Origin of the sequence: Limosilactobacillus pulli, assembly GCF_947381555.1 — a bacterium.
In the GTDB taxonomy this organism is placed as follows: Bacteria; Bacillota; Bacilli; order Lactobacillales; family Lactobacillaceae; genus Limosilactobacillus; species Limosilactobacillus pulli.
On record NZ_CANCWQ010000001.1, the window covers coordinates 99840 to 118982 of the forward strand.

Genomic DNA, 19143 nt, shown 5'->3' on the forward strand with positions numbered 1-19143 from the left:
CGTCAACCGCTTATGGGAGAGGTTTTTATGCTTAATTATCATATTGTCGTCACTGGCAGAGTCCAGGGCGTCGGTTTCCGCTGGTCAACTCATGAACTGGCGTTACAGCATGGTCTGGTCGGTCAAGTCAAAAATGAATGGGACGGCAGCGTTACGATCGACGTCCAAGGTCCAGCTGCAGCAGTCAAAATGTTTGTCAAAGAAGTTCAAGCTGGTCCCAATCCATATGCCAAAGTCGCCGGCATGCAGATTGAGCCACGTGCTATCAGAAACGACTGGCAAGACTTTAAAATGCGGTGATCTTGTTGAAGTTGCTAGATTTTAAGCCCTTTTTAAGGTAAGATACAAAATGTTAAATTTATTGAAGTCAAAGGAATGAGCTATTTAAAATGAAGAAAAAACGCCTCACCGTGGCCATGCTTTTAGGCACCATGCTGCTGATCTTAAGCGGCTGCGTACGTACCGACAAGCATGGACATCCAATCGGCTGGGTCTACAATTACATGGCTAAACCCATGCAGCATCTGATGACTTGGCTGGCTCAGCACATGGGAAACAACTATGGCTGGGCAATCGTCGTGATTGTTGTGATCGTCCGCTTGATTCTTTTACCGGTTATGATGAGCCAAATGAAAAAGTCAACGCTGATGCAGGAAAAAATGGCAATGGTGCAGCCGCAGCTGCGTGAGCTGCAGCAACGGCAAAAAGACGCCAAGACGCCACAGGAACAAGCCGCGGTCAGCCAACAGATGATGCAGCTCTATCGTGACAACAACATCTCAATGACTGGCGGAATCGGCTGCCTGCCATTGCTGATCCAGCTACCGATCTTTGCTGCCCTGTACGCAGCCATCCGCTACTCGCCAGATCTTTACCATGCTACGTTCATGGGAATGCCTTTAGGGAAACCAAGTGCAATTTTGGCAATTCTGGCATTTTTGGCCTACATGGTCCAAGGTTGGCTTTCCATGATCGGTGTCCCTAAAGAACAGCGCAAGCAGATGGGCGCCGCGATGCTGATGAGCCCGATCATGATTCTGTTTATTGCCTGGTCTTCTTCTGCCGGCCTAGGATTGTATTTTGTGGTCAGCGCCCTGTTTGCCATCCTACAGACCTGGCTGGTAAACACCTGGCGACCAAAGCTGCGGGAAAACATCAAACAAGAAATGAAGGATCATCCAGTTAAGCTGCCCGACCCGATTCCTGCTCAGCCAACTGCCGCCAAGCCGACGACTGATACGATTGAACAGCTCAAAAAGGCACCAGCCAAATCCAAGCCTGCTGCCAATAAGAGTCAACGGCGCAATGCCGGCAAACAGCATCACCATTCATCCAAATAACTAAGCAAAGCATCGCGGTCAATTCACGACTCGATGCTTTTTGTAAACACAGAAAGGAAGCAAATCATGATCAAGCCAATTTGTCGCAACCTGCAGATTTTGTCACAAAAAGCTCGTCCTGCTGGCAAACAGGATATTCCTTTGGCCAAGGATCTTTTGGAGACGCTGGCAGCCCATTCGGCTGATTGCGTAGGCATGGCCGCCAATATGATCGGCGCCCCCGTAAACATTATTGCCGTCTCATTAGGACCAGTCAGTGTCGCCATGCTCAATCCTCGTTTAATTGCCAAAAAGACTCCTTACCAAACCAAAGAGGGCTGCTTAAGTCTTGTTGGCCAGCGACCAGCGACTCGCTACCAACAGATCGTCGTTGAGTATCAAGACCTCAATTGGCAGCCTCAGTCGCTTTCTTTGACTGGCTTTGCTGCCGAGACCGTTCAACACGAGATTGACCACTGCAATGGCATCATCATCTAATGCGTTCAGTTTGCAGCTAATTAAGGACCGATTCAGCTCATTGATTCTGTATGAGACGAATCGGTCTTTTTCTTTTCGAGCAATTGACGTTGCCTGTTACAGCAGCAGATTTTTAGCCTATAATTAAATCAATTCCAGTAAGTATTTTCAAAATAAGGGGTGGTGAGATTGAAACATCATGACTCAATCATCAGCGAGTTAAACAATTATATCGTCCGTAACGTTACGGCTTCCGTCGGGCTTTCAATCTATATTCTGATTGACACGCTGTTTATCTCAATGGCAGCCGGTGCAATGGGCTTGACCGTTTTAAACCTGGCTTTGCCAATCTACAGTTTGTTCAGCTGTACAGGACTGCTTTTGGGCGTTGGTGGCGCAGCCTATTTTTCCTTAAACAAGGTTGATCATCCCGAACGCGTCAAAACCCTTTACAGCGAACTGGTTATCTTTGCCGTTTTACTGGGAACCGCCATTATTATCCTAATCAATCTATTCACCAGATCACTGGCAACGATTCTGGGGGCAAACAGTCAGACCATGGACATGGCAATCAAGTACCTGCGCTTGATGTCGATTGACGCACCCGTTACCATGGCCAACTACATTACCGTTAATTTCGTGCGCAACGACAACCATCCTGGTCTGACCATGCGTGCGGCTTTGATTGAAAGCTTTGTCGTTATCATCTTTGACTGGTTCTTTATCTTTGGTCTGCATCTGCAAATCGAAGGGGCCGCTTTGGCAGCAGTCGTCTCACCAGCCACCAGTCTGATCGTATTGTCATTTCATAAGCGCTTTCCCTATCGCCAGTTGGAATGGCATTGGGTCTGGCCACGGTTTAAGACCCTTAAAACGGCGGCCACGCTTGGGGTATCAGCTTGTCTCAATGAGCTGAGTACCGGGGTTTCAATCTATGTTTTTAACATGGTACTCTTAAAGCTCAGCGGCAACTATGCCGTGGCAGCCTATGGCGTAATCTCAAACATTGCCATTGTGACTGTTGCGATTGCCAATGGAGTTGCTTTAGGCGTTCAGCCACTAGCCAGTCGTGAATATGGTACACGGCATTTTCGCAACGTGCGGCTGGCACTTCGGCATGGTCTAAAGATTACGGCAGCAATTGCGGTATTGGCATTTATCGTCTTGGTTGCATTTCGTCATCCAATCATCACCCTGTTTAACAACGACCATTCGCTGCAGTTAACCCATTACGCCATGGCCGGAATGCCAATCTACTTTACCAGCACGCTGTTTTCGGCAGTCAATCTGCTGATAATCATCTTTTTGACCGCCATCAACTGTGCTACGCTTTCGTTTTCAATGTCGTTTCTACGTGGCTATCTCATCTTATTGCCAGCAATCATTTTGATGGGCTGGCTGTTTGGTATCAATGGGGTCTGGGCGGCCGTACCGGTTACCGAGCTTTTAATCACCATCATTGGCTTCTTTTTAGTCCATCAACAGGATCACCGTCTCAAGCTCATGGAAGATGCCCGGCGAAAAGCCGAACTGGCCAAATAAGTCATGGTTGATTACGCATCGCCGTTTGTAAAATTAAGTTAGAAAAATAAAAAGCCATTTGTGATAGACTTTTGAATAACCACAAACAAAAGTAAAGGAACATCACAAATGACCTATAAACATCTTACCACACGTGAACTAACCCTCATAGCTGATTTTTGGAACCAAGGGACGAAGGCTTATCAAGCCGCTAAACTCCTCAAGCGAAGCCAGGAAACTGTTTACCGTGTTTATCGCTTTCTCGATAGCGGTAAGACAATTGAGCAGTACTTACAAGCCTACCAACGTAATAAACGACGCTGTGGACGCAGAAAAGCTCAACTTTCTAAAGCCGAGATTAGTTACATCAACGAACAAAGTAAGGCTGGTTGGACGCCTGACACGATTATCGGTCGTGCAGAACAGACTATTAGTTGTAGTATGCGGACGCTTTACCGGATGTTTGCTCGGGGACAATATAATTTCAGTGTTCAACAGTTACCGATGAAAGGCAAACGACACCCGAATGGTTATATTGAACATCGTGGTAAGGCTGGGCGTCTCGGTCGCAGTATTTACCAACGATATCGTGATTTTCCTCATTACCAGCACGAGTTTGGTCACTTTGAAGCTGATACTGTACAAGGGAAAGCTCATCATGGCGCGGTAATGACCCTCGTAGAACGGCAGTCTAAAGTTATGATTATCCTTAACGTTCACAATAAAACTGATGAAGCTGTTAATTATCACTTAGATAAGTGGCTTTCTAAAATGCCGCGTCATTTGGTTAAATCAATTACCTTTGATAATGGAAAAGAGTTTGCTGGTTGGCGTGATATCGCCAATAAGCATGATATCCACACCTACTTTGCGGAGGTTGGTGCACCAAATCAACGAGGCTTGAATGAGAATAATAATGGTATTCTACGCCGTGACGGTCTCAGTAAACAATTAGACTTTCGCCATTTACCTGATGCATTAGTTACTCAGTTAATGCATCGCAGAAATAACATCCCACGAAAGTCACTTAATTACCGCACACCACTCGAAGTATTTTTAAGTTGTGTCACAGATGAACAACTCTCAACCTTTTTCTAATTTAAATTGACATTTCGGGCATAATAAAAAACCTCGCTTCACTTGGAAACGAGGTTTTTTATATTCATCAAAGACTATTTATCTTTTTCCATTGGCTTTTCTTTAACGATTGGCAAGGTGATTCTAAATAACGAACCTGATCCAACCGTACTTTCAACGGTAATGTGGCCATGATAGCCTTCAACCAGACGCTTGGCAATTGCCAGTCCCAGTCCATTGCCACCCTTTTTACGACTACGGGCCTTATCAACGCGATAGAAACGATCAAAAACGTGCAACTGGTCTTCTTGCGGAATTCCCTCACCGAAGTCTTGAACGCCGATTTCAACCGCATTTAAGTTGCGTGACAATGACAGGTGAACTTCTTTACGATCCTTGGAGTACTTTACTGCATTATCAAATAAAATAATCAGAATCTGTTCAAGATGGTCACGATAAATGTGTACCGGCACGTCTTGATGCAGATCGTCATCAAAACGAAAAACATAGTCTGGATACAGCATCTTAAAGTTGTTATAGACTTGCTCAACCACGTCTTTAACCTGCGTGACGGCATCATGGAACTTGACGTCAACCTGCTCGGCACGCGTCAAATCAAGCATTTCTTTGATCAGACTATTCATTCGATTTGTCTCTTTTAAGGCCGCAGCAATCGATTCATCCAAGACCTGTGGATCATCCTTGCCCCAGCGCTGCAGCATCTCCATATGGCCTTGAATAATGGCAACCGGCGTTCTTAATTCATGCGAGACGTCACTGACGAATTGTGTCTGTTGATCAATGTAGCGCTGTGTTTGATCAAGCATCTGATTAAACATTCTCGACAGCTCGCCAAGCTCATCGTTCAATTCTGTAACGTCTTCTGGCACGCGTGCATCACTGGTTGGATCATCTCTTACTACCGTCAGGGTATCATGAATATCATCCAACGGTTGCAGCCAGTAATAAGACAGGAAGTATCCCAGCAAACCACTGGCAATAACGACCAGACAAAGGGCCAGAATCGAGATCAGAATCAAGCGCTTAAAGACCTGGTAGTACTGCTTGAGATCATTTTCAACCTGAACGTAGCCAATTACTGTACCATCATGCGATAGAACTGGTTCGCGGCCAACCAAGATTCGATGACCGTTCCCTTTGATCATGGCCGTCTTGGTATGATGGGACGTTTTCAGCGACAAATTAGCCTTACCGGTTTGAAAGATCTTTTTACCCTTGGCGTTCATCACGGTAATCGTAACTCGTGAATTGCTTAAGCCTTGAACCAAAGGCTGACGATAAAACTCAGTCGTGCTGTTGAGGCTGGCCTCGTGTTCAAAAATCGACCGAACCCCACTCTTGGTTAAAGAGCTTTCGCCAGCATTTCCCAGCTGACGCACCACGACGGACATATTATGATTAACCTCGCTGCGTTCTTGCTGTAGCAGGTTTTGCGTAAAGGCACTGAACAGAGAGATCACTACGATCATTGAAATGATTAAAGACCCAACCGCCGTACCAATGGCCCACTTTACCTTGAGCGAAACGAAGCGAGATGATTTTGATTTCTTTTCGCTCATAAAGAACCTTCTTTAATCGATTAGGAACGAATTACGTAGCCAGTACCCCGAACGGTTTGAATGTAGCTCTTTTCGCCAGGGCGATCGATCTTGTTCCGCAGATAACGGATGTAGACATCGACAACGTTGGTTTCAACCTTGGAGTCATAGCCCCAGACCTTGCTGAGTAGCTCTTTACGTGACATGACCACGTTAATGTTTTCCATCAAGATCAAAAGCAGCTCGTATTCACGTTTGGTCAGGTTAATGATCTCATCGCCACGACGTACAACTCGGTTTTCCTTTTCAATCGTCAGGTCCTTATACGTAACCGTAGTCTGGTGACTCTTGGCATTGCCGCCTTCAATGTTGATCCGCCGCAGCAGTGCCCGTACGCGCGCCAGCAACTCTTCGATGGCAAATGGCTTGACGATGTAGTCATCAGCACCATAATCAAGTCCTGAGACACGATCCATCACAGAATCACGTGCCGTCATGATGATAATTGGCGTATCCTTAACTTCACGAATGCGACGAGCAACCTCGATCCCGTTTAATTCCGGCAGCATCAGGTCAAGTAAAATAACGTCAAAGTCTTGGTTTAAAGCGGCATCCAAGCCAGCACGACCATCAAGCTCGACATCGGTTTCGTATCCTTCGTGCTTTAATTCCAGCTCGACAAACCGTGCCAGGTTTTCTTCATCTTCAATAATTAAAATCCGACTCATATTAAAACGCTCCTCGTTTGAATTGGTGGGTCTTACTCCCACATAATAACCACACCAATTTTATCACACAAAATTAATCTGCCCTACCTTTGCGATTAATAAAACTGCTTTTAAATTAAAAATTTTTTCAATTTTTAGCAGTTATGACATAAAAAAAGACCTTCCCAGGTCCGGCGCCTCGAGAAAGGTCTTTAATCGATAAAATCGACGTGATTAGTTGTTTTCAACAGCTTGCTTGCCGTTGTAGTAACCACAGCTTGGGCAAACCATGTGTGACTTGCGCAGTTCACCACAGTTTGGACATGGAGCCAAGCCAGGCACAGTCAGCTTGATGTGACCACGACGATTGCGCTTACGCGTCTTGGATGTCTTCCGTGCTGGTACAGCCATGTGTGACACCTCCTTCAAATAATCTATCCACTAGTGGTTTTTAACCGTTCGCTAATTTTGGTTATCCTGATCAGGAAATAAATTTTTGAGCTTAGCGAAACGTGGATCAACATGTTCCTTATCCGGTACCTGATTAGCATCATCTTCGGCAACAACTTCCCATCCCTTGCCATTTGGCATCTGAGAGCTGTTTTTTTCATCTTCGGACAATACCTGCATTGGAACCTGCTCAATGATATTTTCCGCTAAAACATTGTCAAAATCAATCGTATCATGCGGGTCTGACAAGACAAAGACCAATTCATCGTCTTCATAGCGGCCAACATGTGATTCATCATTGACATAGGTTTCAGCAAAAGCAAAATCCAATGGCAACTCGACCGGTTTCAGCGAACGGCTGGATGGTACGGTCAGCGTCGTTTTAACGCTAACGCTTAAAGTAGCATCACCCTGATCATAGACCACATAGCCATCAACCTCAACGGGCTGGCAACTAATGACCTGATTAGGGAACCGTTCTGTCAGTGATGCGTTTAGATCAAAAGTACTTTGAATACGCAGCGGTTCATCATGATAGCGATGAAGTTCAGCCAACGTCCATTTCACGGTACTAACCTCCTAATGCAACAAGCGTTATTATACTAGTCCCAAGTTTGCTTGTCAATGTTTATTCCTTGACACCCTTAACAATCACCGGGGCATGCTTGAGATCCTGCTCAACCGGCGTAAAGGTCTGATACAGCTTGCCAGCGCGATAGTCCAGATTAAGCAATCCATCACGCAGGTCTTGATCGATCTTGGTCAAAAGTGGCAACGCGACCGTTTTTTTGATGGTATGCAGATATTTGCGACCGCGTTTATTAAAGCCCAAAACGTGCAGATACGGCTGGCTGAGATGCTCATTGAGTTGAGAATCGGTAATCTGCAAAACCGTATACAGATAGACTCTTAGCAGATGGGCATAGGTATAGCGCTTGGTCTTGACCGACTTCATAAAGCCTGCAAAGGTCAGATTGCGCTGTGCAGCGTCTTTCATGCGATACTCCAAACCTTCTGCCATTTGATAGATCTGGGCAAGCTGGGCAACCGGAGTCTGAATCAATTGATTGCGCAGCATTGGATACAAAGCGTTCCAATCCGGTACCTGCTGAATCTGCTGCAGATATCGCGCGGTTGCCGCAGGGACAGCTTGACTAAAATCGTCTTGTTCCAAAACGGCTTGCCGAACTGCACTGGCACTGGCAATCTTACCATTGATTTGCTCATCATGATACTGACTGCCACGTCGCTTGATCGGGTGCAGTCTTAATGGCAGATTCTCTTTGATTTGAGCCTTGTGATAGCCAAACGCCAAAATATCATTGGGATCGATCAATGATACGCCAGTCTGCTTTTGAAGCTGTTCATTAAACTGAGTGGCATAAGTCGCATTAAACCGACTAAAGCTGCTGGCTGAAAAATCTTGCTCTGCTGCTACCAGCTGGCTAAAATCCCATTCTGGATGCTCAGCACCAAAAACCACGTCATCGACTCCTAAAGATGCCAACAGTTCCAAAGCCCCGGCCGCAAATCGGTGTGCCGGCTGCACAGCCATAAAGATTGGCAATTCAACGACCAGATCCACGCCGTTTTCAAGTGCTGCCTGCGTTCGCTGCCATTTATCAAGCAGCGTTGGCTCGCCGCGCTGCGTAAAATTACCGCTCATTACAGCAACAACTGCATCGGCAGCAGTCAGTCTTTTAGCCTGCTCCAGGTGATATCGATGACCATTATGAAACGGATTATATTCAGTTACCAGCCCCACGGCCCGCATTATTTCACCTGCTTTCGACAGATAAAGAACCAGCGTGTCGTCTGATCGTTAATTTCTCTATGGCCAAAATCAGCCTTAACCATGACTTGATCAAACCCAGCTTGTGCCAGTGCAGTTTGCCAGTCTTTTAACTCATAGGCCCGCTCAAAATGCGTTTCGTGCAGGCGCTGATAGCTGCCCGCTGTCATTTGATAAAAGAAGGTTAATTCATGAATTACACCATGCAAGACGTCATCATCGGCATAGCTGTGCCATAAAAAGGCCCGCTGTTCATCTGGATCCTCATAGTTGTACATATAGCCTGGGTAGATTTCATCGGTTTGATAAGGCGTGATCACGTCAAACAAGAGCACGCCATCATCTTTTAGGTGCGCAGCCATCTGTTCAAGCGTAGCCCTCACATCATTAAAATCATCCAGATAGCAAAGCGAGTCGGCAAAGCAGGTGATTGCATCATATTGATCCAGGCCGCTAAGATCTCGCATGTCGCCTTGCACTAGTGTCAATGGCATTTGTGATTCCTGTGCATGCTTTAAGGCCAGGCTCAGCATCTCTTCTGAATAGTCCAGATCGATAACGTCATAGCCATCTTCAGCCAGCAAAACGCCCAGTCGTCCTGCCCCGCCGGCAACGTCTAAGATCGTCTTGGCGTAATTGGGCAACTGAGAGTTGACAAATTCACGCCATTGCTGATACATATCGCTTTCAAATAGCTCATCATACAGCTGGGCAAACGTCCCGTAGATCATCTCTACTCCTTAACCCATTCGCTGAGATCAACCAATGGTGCATCGGACCAAAGTTTTTCCAGATTGTAGTAGTGGCGAGTTTCCTCACGAAAGACATGAACAACCACATCGCCCAGGTCAATCAGAACCCATTGTGCCTCCTGCTTGCCTTCGACACTCTTGATATCAACGCCGTTTTCATGAGCGGCTTCAATGATGGCATTGGCAATGGCTTGGACCTGACGATTAGAGCCACCTGTCATGATGACGAAATAATCAGCCATTGGCGTGATCGAATCAACCTTTAATGCCGTAATATCTTCGGCACGGCGACCATCAGCCGCCTGTACGGCCATCTTCAATAATTCTTTGCTGTCCATTAATCAATTTCCTTTCCATATCGTGGCACCCATGCATTAAAGGTTGCCAAAGTCTGTGGGTGAATCGGTGCATTGCTTTCAATCAGGTAAAGCAGCGTGTGCTTGGTCTGGTAGGCAACGCCAGCTCCCAGATCCTTTTTGGTCAGTTTGCGGGCTTTTTTGACGGCCGGAAAATCACGACCCGGCTCGATATAATCAGCCATGTAGATGATTTGAGCCAACTTGGTCATGTAGGCTGCTCCCGTTGTATGGAAGCGAATTGCGTCTAAGATATCCTCATCATGCACGCCCAGCTCATCTTTAACCATTTCGGCACCAACGAAGCCATGCCAGATTGCATTGCCATAGTTTAAGAGATCCGGATCCAGCTTTTTTTTCTTAATAACTTTGATAAAATCCTCATCCGGACGCTGCTTGGCATAATCGTGGCATAAACCGGCAATGCTGGCGGCCTCAATATCAACGCCATATTGGCTGGCCAGTTCAACCGCTGTTTTTTCAACGCGCAGTACATGCTCGAAACGTTTGTCGCGCAAAGCTGCTCGTAAGTGCTCAACAAGCTCTTGGCGCGTCATCGGAATCAAATGCTCTTGATAGATCAATTCATCACTCATGATATAGCTGATGCTCCTTAATATATTCGGCAACCTTGTCGGGAACCATATAGCGAATCGAACGACCAGTTTTGATGCGGTTGCGGATATCGGTAGAACTGAAGTCGACTCCTGGCACGTCGACCCAGATCACCGGATACTGTGAGTCATTTTGAGCGCCCGGTCGCCGGACACCCACAAAGTTGACCAATTTAACCAATTTATCGATCTCATGCCATTTTGGCAAATAGTCGACCATGTCACCGCCAATGATAAAGCAATAGTCGGTGTCAGGATGCTTGGCCTTTAGATATTTCATCGTATCGTAGGTATAGCTGATGCCGCCCCGTTCAATCTCAGCCATCTCAATGCCAAACAATGGATTGTCTTCAATTGCCAATTGCAGCATATTAACGCGATCTTCGGCATCAATCGCCTCTTTATGGTCAACGTGTGGCGGAATCATATCGGGCATAAAGAGGACCTTGTTGAGCAAAAGCGTTTTACCAACCTGGTCAGCGGCCAATAGATGGGCGTTGTGAACAGGATTAAACGTTCCTCCATATAGGCCGACGCGTTTGCGATGTTGAAAACTGGTACGCTGAACCTGTGGCTTGGGGATCGCTATCGTTGCTTTAGCCTGCTGCACGAATCACACCTCGATTCTAGATGCGTTCAACGCGTTGTGAAAGCTCACGCAGCTTGGGGTTTTTTGAGACCTTAAACAGGACCAGTACTCGGCCGATTTCTTGAACGACTTGAATATCACTGTTGGCCTCGATAAATTCTTTGACCTCACCAGTCGTCTCATCGGCATTTTGCAAGATGCTGACCTTGATGAGCTCACGCTTGTCTAGCGCACCATCCAATTGAGCCAGCCAGGCATCAGTCAGACCATTTTTACCAACTGCAAACAGTGGCTGCAGATGGTTGGCCTGTGCACGCAAAAAACGCTTCTGCTTTCCGCGGAGATTCATAAATTATTTTCCTTTCTGTGATAAAAACTAAATCATTGCACGGCGCACCAAGACATCAACTCCCTTAGGCGCCCAACCAGCGACGGTCGTTCCAGCCGGTACCGTAACCCAGCCCAGCCCTTCAAAGACTAAGTCGCTTTTTTCCTTGATGGCAAACTCATGCCGTTCCAGTGGTGGAAAATCAGCCAGCTCGTCTTTGGTTGGCGGTGTCAGCAGATCGCCACAGTGCTTTTGATAAAACTCGTCGGCATTGGCAAGTTTCGTACGATGCAGTGGCAAGCTGTTTTCAAAGTAGGCAACAATGCCGGCATGTGGTCCCTTGACGTAATCAAAGCGCGCCACCCCGCCCAAGAAGACGGTTTGAGAATCATTAAGCTGGAACGTTCTTGGCTTGATTTCCTTTTGTGGAGCTACGATTTTAAGATCCTTGGCCGATAAAACATGGGCCATTTGCTCTTGATGAATGATCCCTGGTGTGTCAACCAGCTTGTGACCATCATCCAAAGGAATCTCAATCTTGTCCAGCGTCGTACCTGGGAACCGTGACGTCGTAATCAGATCCTGCACGCCGGTCTGCTGCTTGATAATGGCATTGATCAAGGTCGACTTGCCGACGTTGGTAACCCCGACGACATAAACGTCGCGATCTCCACGATGCTTTTCAATCTCAGCCAGCAGCTGGTCGATCTGGTGATTCTTTTTTGCCGAAACCAGCAGCGTATCAATTGGTCTAAGGCCTGCCAGATTGGCCTGCTGTCTCAGCCAATCCGTTAATTTACGTCGACGCAGCGAGCGCGGCAGCACATCTTCTTTGTTGCCGACCAGCAGGACTGGATTGTCATTACCTACAAACCGGTGCAGGCCAGGAATCAAACTGCCGTTAAAGTCAAAAATGTCCACCACGTAGACGATCAAAGCGTGCGCATCACGAATATGATTCAACAGACGCAAAAAGTCATCGTCAGTCAAGGAAACCGGTGCGATTTCGTTATAATGACGCAGCCTGAAGCATCGCTGACAGTACAGCTCGCCAGACTCAAGACCTTTTTTCAGCGCTGAGTTAGGCGTGTATCCCAAGCCATCGGGATCCGTCGTTTGAATAACTGCACCACAGCCGATGCATCGCAATTCTTCATCCTGCATTATTTAAATTCCTCCTGCCAGTCCATTTCTTTTGGATACTGCTTTTGCAGACTCTGCATGACGAACTTCTCCATAAAACGGTTGGGCCGCGTGATCCACTTGTCGGTTTCAATCAATGGCTTGACCAAAATACTACGCACGTGCGCATGATTGGCAGCGGCCACGTCAGTCATCAGCTGATCGCCGACCATAACGACCTCAGACGGCTCCAGTCCAAGCTTTTTGCGTGCGCGCGTGATCCCGAAGCTCAATGGCTTAAGTGAACGGGCAACATATGGCAGATCCAGCTTTTGAACCGCCTTGCCAATCCGCGCCCGACTGTTGTTGGAGACCACGATCAATGGAATACCAGCTTCATGCAGTTCTTCCATCCATGCACGCAGTTCCGGGGTGCCATTTGGATTGTTCCAGGCAATCAGCGTGTTGTCCAGATCGCTGAAGACGGCTCGGATGCCTTGACGCTTGAGGGCTTGTGGTGAGATCTCATAGGCGCGTGCGACCATCCAAGTCGGTTTAAACATTTCAAGCATTTTCCACCTCGTAAAAAAATTTCTAACTTCAATTATACCGACTAACCGGTATGGGTTCAATCAACGTGCAGTGTCAAGCAGTAATAAAAAAATAAGGTCAGAACATTGCTGCTCCAACCTTATTGATGATTTCAAACGCAAATTAGTTGAGGGCCTTCTTGGCTTCGTCAACTACGGCCTTAAAGGCATCAGCGTCGTTAACGGCCAGGTCAGCCAGCATCTTACGGTTCATGTCGATGTTGGCCAGCTTCAGACCATGCATCAGCTTGCTGTAGCTGATACCATTTTGACGGGCACCCGCGTTGATCCGGGCAATCCACAATTCACGGAAGTTGCGCTTGTTAGCCTTGCGGTCACGGAATGCGTACAGACCGCTCTTCATAACTTGGTCCTTGGCAGTCTTGAACAGACGGTGCTTGGAACCAGTGTAACCCTTAGCCAACTTCATGATGCGCTTACGACGTGCGCGCGTAACAGTTCCACCCTTAACTCGCATAGTGGTATCCTCCTAGATTGTTTAAAAATTATTTAATCGTAAAATGCCCTGATTACTTGGCAGGAAGCATCTTCTTGTAACGTTTTACGTTGGACTTGTCCATCATGGAAAGGCCACGCAGTTGACGACGTTGCTTCTTCGTCTTACCGTGGAAACGGTGGCTGGTGAAAGCTTGGGCACTCTTGAAGCCACCCTTGGCAGTACGCTTGAAACGCTTAGCAGCAGCGCGATTAGTCTTCATCTTTGGCATAACTATTTCCTACCTTCTTAATAATTATTTTTTTGCCTTATCAGCAGCAGGGGCCAGCGTTAAGAACATGCTGCGCCCTTCCATCTTTGGCCGTTGCACAACCGTTGCGATGTCCTTAGTTTCTTCGGCCATCTTTTCAATCATGTCACGTCCGATATCCTTATGGGTAATTGCCCGACCACGGAAACGAATTGAAACTCGTACCTTGTCGCCCTTTTCGATAAACGTCCGCACGCGCTTCAGCTTAACGTTGAAGTCGTTGGTATCAATCGATGGGCTCAGGCGAATTTCCTTAACCGTGACCGTCTTTTGGTTCTTGCGGGCTTCCCGTTCTTTCTTTTGCATCTCAAAACGGTACTTCCCGTAGTCCATAATCCGTGCGACTGCGGGACGGGCCTTGGGCGCAACCAGCACCAGATCAAGGCCGGCATCCTCAGCCAGCTGCAAAGCTTCACGTTTGGACTTGATGCCCAGTTGTTCACCATTTTGGTCGATCAGACGAACTTCCCGTGCACGAATACCGTCATTGACAATCATTCCTTGAGCTATGGCAACACACCTCCAATTTTACTAGCAGAAAGATCAAGCAAAAAAAGCGGAATGCATACCGCACCCCGCTAAACTCCATTGACAAGGACTGCCAACGGTCATTTAAACTCGTCAGCCCGGCAACTCTAGTCACCAAGGCGAGAAGCGGGTGCTTCTGCTTTTTCTTTCAACAGATACTAATATACTAAATCGATTCATTGATGTCAAGGCATAATTTAATTGCCCGAGCGCATGTTTTCACCTTCGATATGATACTCGCGCGACAAAAAACGAATGCGCTGCATGATCCGCTTGGCCTTCATCGGCTCACGAGCTCCCTGCGCATCAATTGCCAAATGCTGATCCTCCAACTGCTGCATCGTGAAATTGGAGCTAAAAAACGTCGGCAGCTCTTCTTGCATGCGGTATTCCAAAATTACGCCCAAGACATCGTCACGAACCCAGGCCGACATTGAATCGGCACCGATGTCGTCCAGCATCAGAATCGGCGCTTTTTTAATGGCATCGCGTCGTGAATCAACCGAGCCATCCTTGATTGCGCCTTTCATTTCAACGGCAAAGCTAGGAAAGTGCACCATTGTCGAGATGATGCCTCGCTCAGCCAGTGCATTAGCGGTTGCCCCAAGCAAATAGGTTTTGCCAACACCAAAATTCCCCGACAGATAGAGCCCTGGCTGGAACTGGCCGGGCTGATAGGTCTGCGAAAAACTGATTGCCGCCTGCAAAGCATCCATTCGATCATCATTATCGCGAATCACATTATTAAAGCTGGCTTCACGAATAAACTTGGGCATTCGTACCGTCGTGACGCGCTGCCTTAACTCAGCGGCCTGCTGCTGGGCTCTGAGCTGAGCGGTCGGTACGTAGACTACGTCGATTCTTCCCGCACTGACGACCAGTTGTGGCGTATAGCCCGGTGCAATGCTTGCTTGGTGATTTTGCAGCAGTATTTTTTCATGATAAAACTCATAAAGTTTGGAGCTGCCTCGTTCGATCTGCTCATTGGACAGTTCATTGCGATGCTCACGCAAAAATTTTTGGACATCGGGATCCTGATAAGCCTTTTTGATCAGTTCCCGATACTGTGGCGAGCCGCTTTGACCACCAATGATCGAGTTGATGGTTTCCATGATAGGACGCATTGGCAATCCCTCCAATCATTATTTCTTGGTACCTGGGTTATTTTTTTGCTGATTGAGCTCAGCCAGCATCTGGTCAATCTTAGCCAGTTTTTCGGCCGATGGTTCTTTGTTTTTGACTTTTTCTGGATGCTTAGCCCACTCCGGCAGCTCTTCATTAATATTGCTGCGTCCACTTGAATAATAGCGACGGCGCGGCTTTGCACCTGCCTGTTTTTCATTGTTTTTACGATGTTTTTTGATCTCGCGAATCGCATCGGCAGCCGTTTTGACGCCCGCTTTGGTCCAAGCATTGATAATCCCGTCAGCCAAGCCCGATTTTAAGGTTGTATATTCTTTTTCAACAAACATATAGTTGATCAAGATGTTGATAACCTCATTTGGCATACCGCTATTTTCAATCATTCTCAATACGGTATTGCGTTCATTTGGAGAGACATATGCAGCCCCAACACTTTGTTTGATGCCAGCCAAAAAGTCATTAGGTGTATTTTCACGAGCAACTTTGATCAGATTGCGTTCCGTTTCACCCAGCCCATCTAAATTTTCATCGCCAGCAGCAACCACCGGCGCCGGATCATCATTTTGACGCAGCGTACCGGCATATTTGGCGGCGATGCGCTGCTTTAGAATATTTGGCTGCAGCATACTGGTTCTAAAATCAGTCGCGTCAAAAACCAGATCAGCCATTTCAAGGGCACCAATGCCATACATCAAGCTCTCAGTCAAAATCAGACGACGCTGATCCTTGACGCTTTGCAGATCAACTCCGCGGTTTTCCAGGCGGCTGAGCAAAAGGCCAAAATCAAAATCATTTTGCGGGACTGCCTTGATAGCATTGCTTTTTTGCACGGCCGTAGCTCTGGCATTATTCAGTGTTGGGCGTTCTGCATCCCAAGCCGCCCGGTCCGGTTTAAAGACCTCAAAATAGTCATGCGTCAGATTATGCATGCGACTGGTATCAAACTGATAGCGTCTGGAATGGGCCACTAATTCATTAAAGCGCTGCTCACCAATCTGTTGAAGCAGCCGTACACTCAAAAGATCATCATTGATAAATTCTTCAGGCGTCATGGTTGGCTGCAGCACATAGACAAAAACGCCGCCAATCTCATCTTGTTGATAAAACGTCTGCAGCATTTCAACGCCCTCTAAAGCATTACGGGCTTCAGCAAACTGAGCTATGCCAAGATTTAAACGATCCAGCATGATACTGTGCGCCTGGCGCTTGGTCAGCATCGGATCGGGCTTGAGCTGACTTTGTAAAGCATAAAAAAGCCCCAGCGCGGTGGGACTTAACAATGGTTGATAAAAATCAATAAAAGTCGCCTGGTCAAACCGTACAAAGTCTGACGCAGCGGCCACGATAAAGCCGGTTTGCGGCGTCAAGCGTCCTTGCACCTCAGCCATAACGACTCCCCCTTAGTTAGTCTTGATGCTTTTGATGATTTTGATTAATCATTGCCTCCAGCTCATTCATAAACGCATCAACGTCTTTAAACTGACGATAGACACTGGCAAAACGAATGTAGGAGATCTCATCGACGTCTTTGAGCTCGTTCATTACGTATTCGCCAATTACCTGGCTGGATACCTCATTTTCTCCCATTGAACGAACGCGTCTTTCAACCTCATTGGCAATGCTGGTAAGCTTTTCCATGCTGACGGGACGCTTTTCGGCTGAGCGAACCAGACCGTTTAGGACCTTTTGGCGATTGAACTCCTGGCGCGTACCGTCTTTTTTGACTACCAAAAGCGGCGTCTCCTCATAGCGCTCAAAGGTAGTAAAGCGAAAGCCACAGTTTGCACATTCGCGACGACGACGAATACAGATGCCGTCTTCGCTTGGACGACTGTCAACTACGCGCGATCCATTATGATGGCAGTGTGGACATTGCATACAGGTTCCTCCTGTTAATTGGTTATGCATCTATCTTATCACATTTATAATAATTGATGCTGACTTACCCGGTCAACCAATTCTGCTACCTGGCTACGCGTTTGCTCAAGCGTACCGTTATTATCGATAATTACATCAGCTCGCTGCATCTTTTCTTTTAAAGACATTTGCGAACTGATTTTTTTGACGGCATCCATTTTCGAAATCTGATCCCGCTTCATCAAACGCTTCAGCTGTGTTGCCTGATCAACGACTGCCAAAACCGTCAGATCGCACTCCTCATCCATTCCCGTTTCAAACAGCAATGGTACGTCCAGCACTACTACCGGCAGATGCTGTTTTTTAAATTCATCCAGCTGGGAATCGATTGCTTCTTGAATCAGCGGATGTTCAATTTTGTCCAGATCACTCAGCTTTTTAGGATCATCAAAAACCGTTTTACCCAGCTTTTTGCGATCAAGCGTACCATCGGAATTAAGCATCTGAGGACCAAAGCGATTTACGATCTGTTCCAATCCTTTGCTGCCCGGCATTACAATCTGACGTGCAATCAAATCGGCATCAATCACCGGCCAGCCGACTGCTTTAAGAATGCTGCTGATAGTTGACTTGCCGCTTGCAATGCCGCCCGTCAGTCCGATTACCAGCGTCATTTCTGATCACCTTCCAAGGGCTGACAATGCGGACAAAAAGTCGTCCCACGCTGAGCTACCTTGATCTTGACCAGCTTATGGCCACAGCGCTCACATTTTTCGCCCCCACGACCATAAACCTCCAACTGGTTTTGAAAGGCACCGGCCTCACCAAAGGCATTCATAAACGTATGCACGGTCGTTCCCTTATATTTAGTCGCCTTGGCAATCTCTTTGATGATATTGTCGTGTAAGATTCGAATCTGCTCGTCAGTCAGCGAATTGGCCGGCTGTTCAGGATTGATGCAGCTTTGCCACAGCACCTCATCACAATAGATATTGCCTAGGCCGGCTACATGATCCTGATTCAGCAAGAATGGCTTGATCTTGCTGCGACTCTTTTTTAAGATGCATTTGAAGTAGTCAACCTTGAAATCTTTTTCGGTTGGTTCAGGACCCATCGTCTTTAAGCCGCCCACCTGCATTTCGGTTCCGGTTTTGACTAAGTGCATCCGGCCAAACTTGCGCGTATCGCGATAGCAAAGCTCCGTGCCGTCCGTAAAATGAAAAACCACATGGGTATGCTTGTCGATTGGCCCGTCATTTAATTGGCGATAATAGCTGCCTTCCATTCTGAGATGCGAGACCATAGTCAGATTATTAGTAAAGCGAAACAGCAGATACTTGCCGCGCCGATCGATGCGTTCGATCGTCTGCCCGATCAGTGCCTGACGAAATTCATCTATATCGTTTTCAATTGTTTTTCCATAATAAACGTCAATTTCTTGAATCTTGCGGCCCGCAGCAATGTTCATCAAGCCGCGACGCACGGTTTCTACTTCTGGCATTTCTGGCATTTGATCGTCCTCATTTCTTTTTAGAATCATTATTGATTATAGTAGATTTTCGTTTTTGAACCAGTGATCTGCTCAAACCAACAGC

At 47.0% G+C, this 19143-nt stretch carries 25 protein-coding genes and 1 other annotated feature; of the genes, 5 read left to right on the top strand and 20 right to left on the bottom strand.

Annotated features, from left to right (window positions below; genetic code table 11):
* Nucleotides 1–27 precede the first annotated feature (27 nt).
* From QOS03_RS00525 to QOS03_RS00545, 5 genes are all read left to right on the top strand, one after another.
* On the top strand, nt 28–300 hold the full coding sequence (locus QOS03_RS00525) for an acylphosphatase (protein ID WP_272209317.1): 273 nt from the start codon (nt 28–30) through the stop codon (nt 298–300).
* A gap of 89 nt (nt 301–389) precedes the next feature.
* Complete coding sequence (gene yidC, locus QOS03_RS00530) at nt 390–1340, top strand: membrane protein insertase YidC (protein WP_283574992.1); 951 nt, start codon at nt 390–392, stop codon at nt 1338–1340.
* A 66-nt stretch (nt 1341–1406) separates the two neighbouring features.
* Nucleotides 1407–1817 (top strand): peptide deformylase, encoded by a 411-nt coding sequence (locus tag QOS03_RS00535; RefSeq protein WP_283574993.1) that lies wholly within the window; start codon nt 1407–1409, stop codon nt 1815–1817.
* Between the two features lie 168 nt (nt 1818–1985).
* Complete coding sequence (locus tag QOS03_RS00540; protein ID WP_283574994.1) at nt 1986–3338, top strand: MATE family efflux transporter; 1353 nt, start codon at nt 1986–1988, stop codon at nt 3336–3338.
* A gap of 108 nt (nt 3339–3446) precedes the next feature.
* Complete coding sequence (locus QOS03_RS00545) at nt 3447–4415, top strand: IS30 family transposase (RefSeq protein ID WP_047769456.1); 969 nt, start codon at nt 3447–3449, stop codon at nt 4413–4415.
* Nucleotides 4416–4489: 74 nt separating this feature from the next.
* Here QOS03_RS00545 and QOS03_RS00550 read toward each other — a convergent pair whose 3' ends face one another.
* The 20 genes from QOS03_RS00550 to mutM form a co-directional block, all read right to left on the bottom strand.
* On the bottom strand, nt 4490–5974 hold the full coding sequence (locus tag QOS03_RS00550; protein WP_283574995.1) for a HAMP domain-containing sensor histidine kinase: 1485 nt from the start codon (nt 5972–5974) through the stop codon (nt 4490–4492).
* A gap of 20 nt (nt 5975–5994) precedes the next feature.
* Nucleotides 5995–6681 (bottom strand): response regulator transcription factor, encoded by a 687-nt coding sequence (locus QOS03_RS00555; protein ID WP_169461897.1) that lies wholly within the window; start codon nt 6679–6681, stop codon nt 5995–5997.
* 213 nt (nt 6682–6894) lie between these two features.
* Nucleotides 6895–7071, bottom strand: a complete 177-nt coding sequence (rpmF, locus tag QOS03_RS00560; RefSeq protein WP_006500051.1) for a 50S ribosomal protein L32 — start codon at nt 7069–7071, stop codon at nt 6895–6897.
* 51 nt (nt 7072–7122) lie between these two features.
* Nucleotides 7123–7677 carry a YceD family protein gene (locus QOS03_RS00565; RefSeq protein WP_169461898.1) on the bottom strand — a complete coding sequence of 185 codons (555 nt, stop codon included), beginning with the start codon at nt 7675–7677 and terminating at the stop codon, nt 7123–7125.
* 61 nt (nt 7678–7738) lie between these two features.
* Nucleotides 7739–8884 (bottom strand): nucleotidyltransferase, encoded by a 1146-nt coding sequence (locus QOS03_RS00570; protein ID WP_283574996.1) that lies wholly within the window; start codon nt 8882–8884, stop codon nt 7739–7741.
* Nucleotides 8884–9633, bottom strand: coding sequence for a class I SAM-dependent methyltransferase (locus tag QOS03_RS00575; protein WP_283574997.1), 750 nt, complete (start codon nt 9631–9633; stop codon nt 8884–8886). Before QOS03_RS00575 ends, QOS03_RS00570 begins: the two co-directional genes overlap by 1 nt.
* A gap of 2 nt (nt 9634–9635) precedes the next feature.
* Nucleotides 9636–9992: a ribosome silencing factor gene (gene rsfS / locus QOS03_RS00580; protein ID WP_169461901.1), complete on the bottom strand. Its 357-nt coding sequence runs from the start codon at nt 9990–9992 to the stop codon at nt 9636–9638.
* Nucleotides 9992–10606 carry a bis(5'-nucleosyl)-tetraphosphatase (symmetrical) YqeK gene (gene yqeK / locus QOS03_RS00585; protein WP_283574998.1) on the bottom strand — a complete coding sequence of 205 codons (615 nt, stop codon included), beginning with the start codon at nt 10604–10606 and terminating at the stop codon, nt 9992–9994. The genes rsfS and yqeK overlap by 1 nt, the downstream gene beginning before the upstream one ends.
* Nucleotides 10599–11213 carry a nicotinate-nucleotide adenylyltransferase gene (locus QOS03_RS00590; RefSeq protein ID WP_283575030.1) on the bottom strand — a complete coding sequence of 205 codons (615 nt, stop codon included), beginning with the start codon at nt 11211–11213 and terminating at the stop codon, nt 10599–10601. The genes yqeK and QOS03_RS00590 overlap by 8 nt, the downstream gene beginning before the upstream one ends.
* A 37-nt stretch (nt 11214–11250) precedes the next feature.
* Nucleotides 11251–11562: a ribosome assembly RNA-binding protein YhbY gene (gene yhbY / locus QOS03_RS00595; RefSeq protein WP_272217636.1), complete on the bottom strand. Its 312-nt coding sequence runs from the start codon at nt 11560–11562 to the stop codon at nt 11251–11253.
* A gap of 27 nt (nt 11563–11589) precedes the next feature.
* Complete coding sequence (gene yqeH, locus QOS03_RS00600; RefSeq protein ID WP_272215696.1) at nt 11590–12705, bottom strand: ribosome biogenesis GTPase YqeH; 1116 nt, start codon at nt 12703–12705, stop codon at nt 11590–11592.
* Nucleotides 12705–13235, bottom strand: coding sequence for a YqeG family HAD IIIA-type phosphatase (locus QOS03_RS00605; RefSeq protein WP_169461906.1), 531 nt, complete (start codon nt 13233–13235; stop codon nt 12705–12707). The genes yqeH and QOS03_RS00605 overlap by 1 nt, the downstream gene beginning before the upstream one ends.
* Before the next feature lie 142 nt (nt 13236–13377).
* Nucleotides 13378–13731, bottom strand: a complete 354-nt coding sequence (gene rplT / locus QOS03_RS00610; protein ID WP_169461907.1) for a 50S ribosomal protein L20 — start codon at nt 13729–13731, stop codon at nt 13378–13380.
* A 52-nt stretch (nt 13732–13783) separates the two neighbouring features.
* On the bottom strand, nt 13784–13981 hold the full coding sequence (gene rpmI / locus QOS03_RS00615) for a 50S ribosomal protein L35 (protein WP_033935301.1): 198 nt from the start codon (nt 13979–13981) through the stop codon (nt 13784–13786).
* 24 nt (nt 13982–14005) lie between these two features.
* Complete coding sequence (gene infC, locus QOS03_RS00620) at nt 14006–14518, bottom strand: translation initiation factor IF-3 (RefSeq protein ID WP_169461908.1); 513 nt, start codon at nt 14516–14518, stop codon at nt 14006–14008.
* A 44-nt stretch (nt 14519–14562) separates the two neighbouring features.
* Nucleotides 14563–14696: a sequence feature (ribosomal protein L20 leader region), on the bottom strand.
* A 49-nt stretch (nt 14697–14745) separates the two neighbouring features.
* Nucleotides 14746–15672: a primosomal protein DnaI gene (gene dnaI, locus QOS03_RS00625; RefSeq protein ID WP_272209327.1), complete on the bottom strand. Its 927-nt coding sequence runs from the start codon at nt 15670–15672 to the stop codon at nt 14746–14748.
* Between the two features lie 18 nt (nt 15673–15690).
* Complete coding sequence (locus QOS03_RS00630; RefSeq protein WP_283574999.1) at nt 15691–17079, bottom strand: DnaD domain protein; 1389 nt, start codon at nt 17077–17079, stop codon at nt 15691–15693.
* 16 nt (nt 17080–17095) lie between these two features.
* Nucleotides 17096–17569 carry a transcriptional regulator NrdR gene (gene nrdR, locus QOS03_RS00635; RefSeq protein WP_169461911.1) on the bottom strand — a complete coding sequence of 158 codons (474 nt, stop codon included), beginning with the start codon at nt 17567–17569 and terminating at the stop codon, nt 17096–17098.
* Between the two features lie 44 nt (nt 17570–17613).
* Nucleotides 17614–18222, bottom strand: a complete 609-nt coding sequence (gene coaE / locus QOS03_RS00640; RefSeq protein ID WP_169461912.1) for a dephospho-CoA kinase — start codon at nt 18220–18222, stop codon at nt 17614–17616.
* Nucleotides 18219–19058, bottom strand: a complete 840-nt coding sequence (mutM, locus tag QOS03_RS00645; protein ID WP_283575000.1) for a DNA-formamidopyrimidine glycosylase — start codon at nt 19056–19058, stop codon at nt 18219–18221. Before mutM ends, coaE begins: the two co-directional genes overlap by 4 nt.
* Nucleotides 19059–19143 lie beyond the last annotated feature (85 nt).

Excerpts from the sequence above, each read along its gene's own strand:
- QOS03_RS00525 (WP_272209317.1), top strand. The coding sequence starts at position 28 with ATGCTTAATTATCATATTGTCGTCACTGGCAGAGTCCAGGGCGTCGGT.
- yidC (WP_283574992.1), top strand. The coding sequence starts at position 390 with ATGAAGAAAAAACGCCTCACCGTGGCCATGCTTTTAGGCACCATGCTG.
- QOS03_RS00535 (WP_283574993.1), top strand. The coding sequence starts at position 1,407 with ATGATCAAGCCAATTTGTCGCAACCTGCAGATTTTGTCACAAAAAGCT.
- QOS03_RS00545 (WP_047769456.1), top strand. The coding sequence starts at position 3,447 with ATGACCTATAAACATCTTACCACACGTGAACTAACCCTCATAGCTGAT.
- QOS03_RS00550 (WP_283574995.1), bottom strand. The coding sequence starts at position 5,974 with ATGAGCGAAAAGAAATCAAAATCATCTCGCTTCGTTTCGCTCAAGGTA.
- QOS03_RS00555 (WP_169461897.1), bottom strand. The coding sequence starts at position 6,681 with ATGAGTCGGATTTTAATTATTGAAGATGAAGAAAACCTGGCACGGTTT.
- rpmF (WP_006500051.1), bottom strand. The coding sequence starts at position 7,071 with ATGGCTGTACCAGCACGGAAGACATCCAAGACGCGTAAGCGCAATCGT.
- QOS03_RS00570 (WP_283574996.1), bottom strand. The coding sequence starts at position 8,884 with ATGCGGGCCGTGGGGCTGGTAACTGAATATAATCCGTTTCATAATGGT.
- QOS03_RS00575 (WP_283574997.1), bottom strand. The coding sequence starts at position 9,633 with ATGATCTACGGGACGTTTGCCCAGCTGTATGATGAGCTATTTGAAAGC.
- rsfS (WP_169461901.1), bottom strand. The coding sequence starts at position 9,992 with ATGGACAGCAAAGAATTATTGAAGATGGCCGTACAGGCGGCTGATGGT.
- yqeK (WP_283574998.1), bottom strand. The coding sequence starts at position 10,606 with ATGAGTGATGAATTGATCTATCAAGAGCATTTGATTCCGATGACGCGC.
- yhbY (WP_272217636.1), bottom strand. The coding sequence starts at position 11,562 with ATGAATCTCCGCGGAAAGCAGAAGCGTTTTTTGCGTGCACAGGCCAAC.
- yqeH (WP_272215696.1), bottom strand. The coding sequence starts at position 12,705 with ATGCAGGATGAAGAATTGCGATGCATCGGCTGTGGTGCAGTTATTCAA.
- QOS03_RS00605 (WP_169461906.1), bottom strand. The coding sequence starts at position 13,235 with ATGCTTGAAATGTTTAAACCGACTTGGATGGTCGCACGCGCCTATGAG.
- rplT (WP_169461907.1), bottom strand. The coding sequence starts at position 13,731 with ATGCGAGTTAAGGGTGGAACTGTTACGCGCGCACGTCGTAAGCGCATC.
- rpmI (WP_033935301.1), bottom strand. The coding sequence starts at position 13,981 with ATGCCAAAGATGAAGACTAATCGCGCTGCTGCTAAGCGTTTCAAGCGT.
- infC (WP_169461908.1), bottom strand. The coding sequence starts at position 14,518 with ATGATTGTCAATGACGGTATTCGTGCACGGGAAGTTCGTCTGATCGAC.
- dnaI (WP_272209327.1), bottom strand. The coding sequence starts at position 15,672 with ATGCGTCCTATCATGGAAACCATCAACTCGATCATTGGTGGTCAAAGC.
- QOS03_RS00630 (WP_283574999.1), bottom strand. The coding sequence starts at position 17,079 with ATGGCTGAGGTGCAAGGACGCTTGACGCCGCAAACCGGCTTTATCGTG.
- nrdR (WP_169461911.1), bottom strand. The coding sequence starts at position 17,569 with ATGCAATGTCCACACTGCCATCATAATGGATCGCGCGTAGTTGACAGT.
- coaE (WP_169461912.1), bottom strand. The coding sequence starts at position 18,222 with ATGACGCTGGTAATCGGACTGACGGGCGGCATTGCAAGCGGCAAGTCA.
- mutM (WP_283575000.1), bottom strand. The coding sequence starts at position 19,058 with ATGCCAGAAATGCCAGAAGTAGAAACCGTGCGTCGCGGCTTGATGAAC.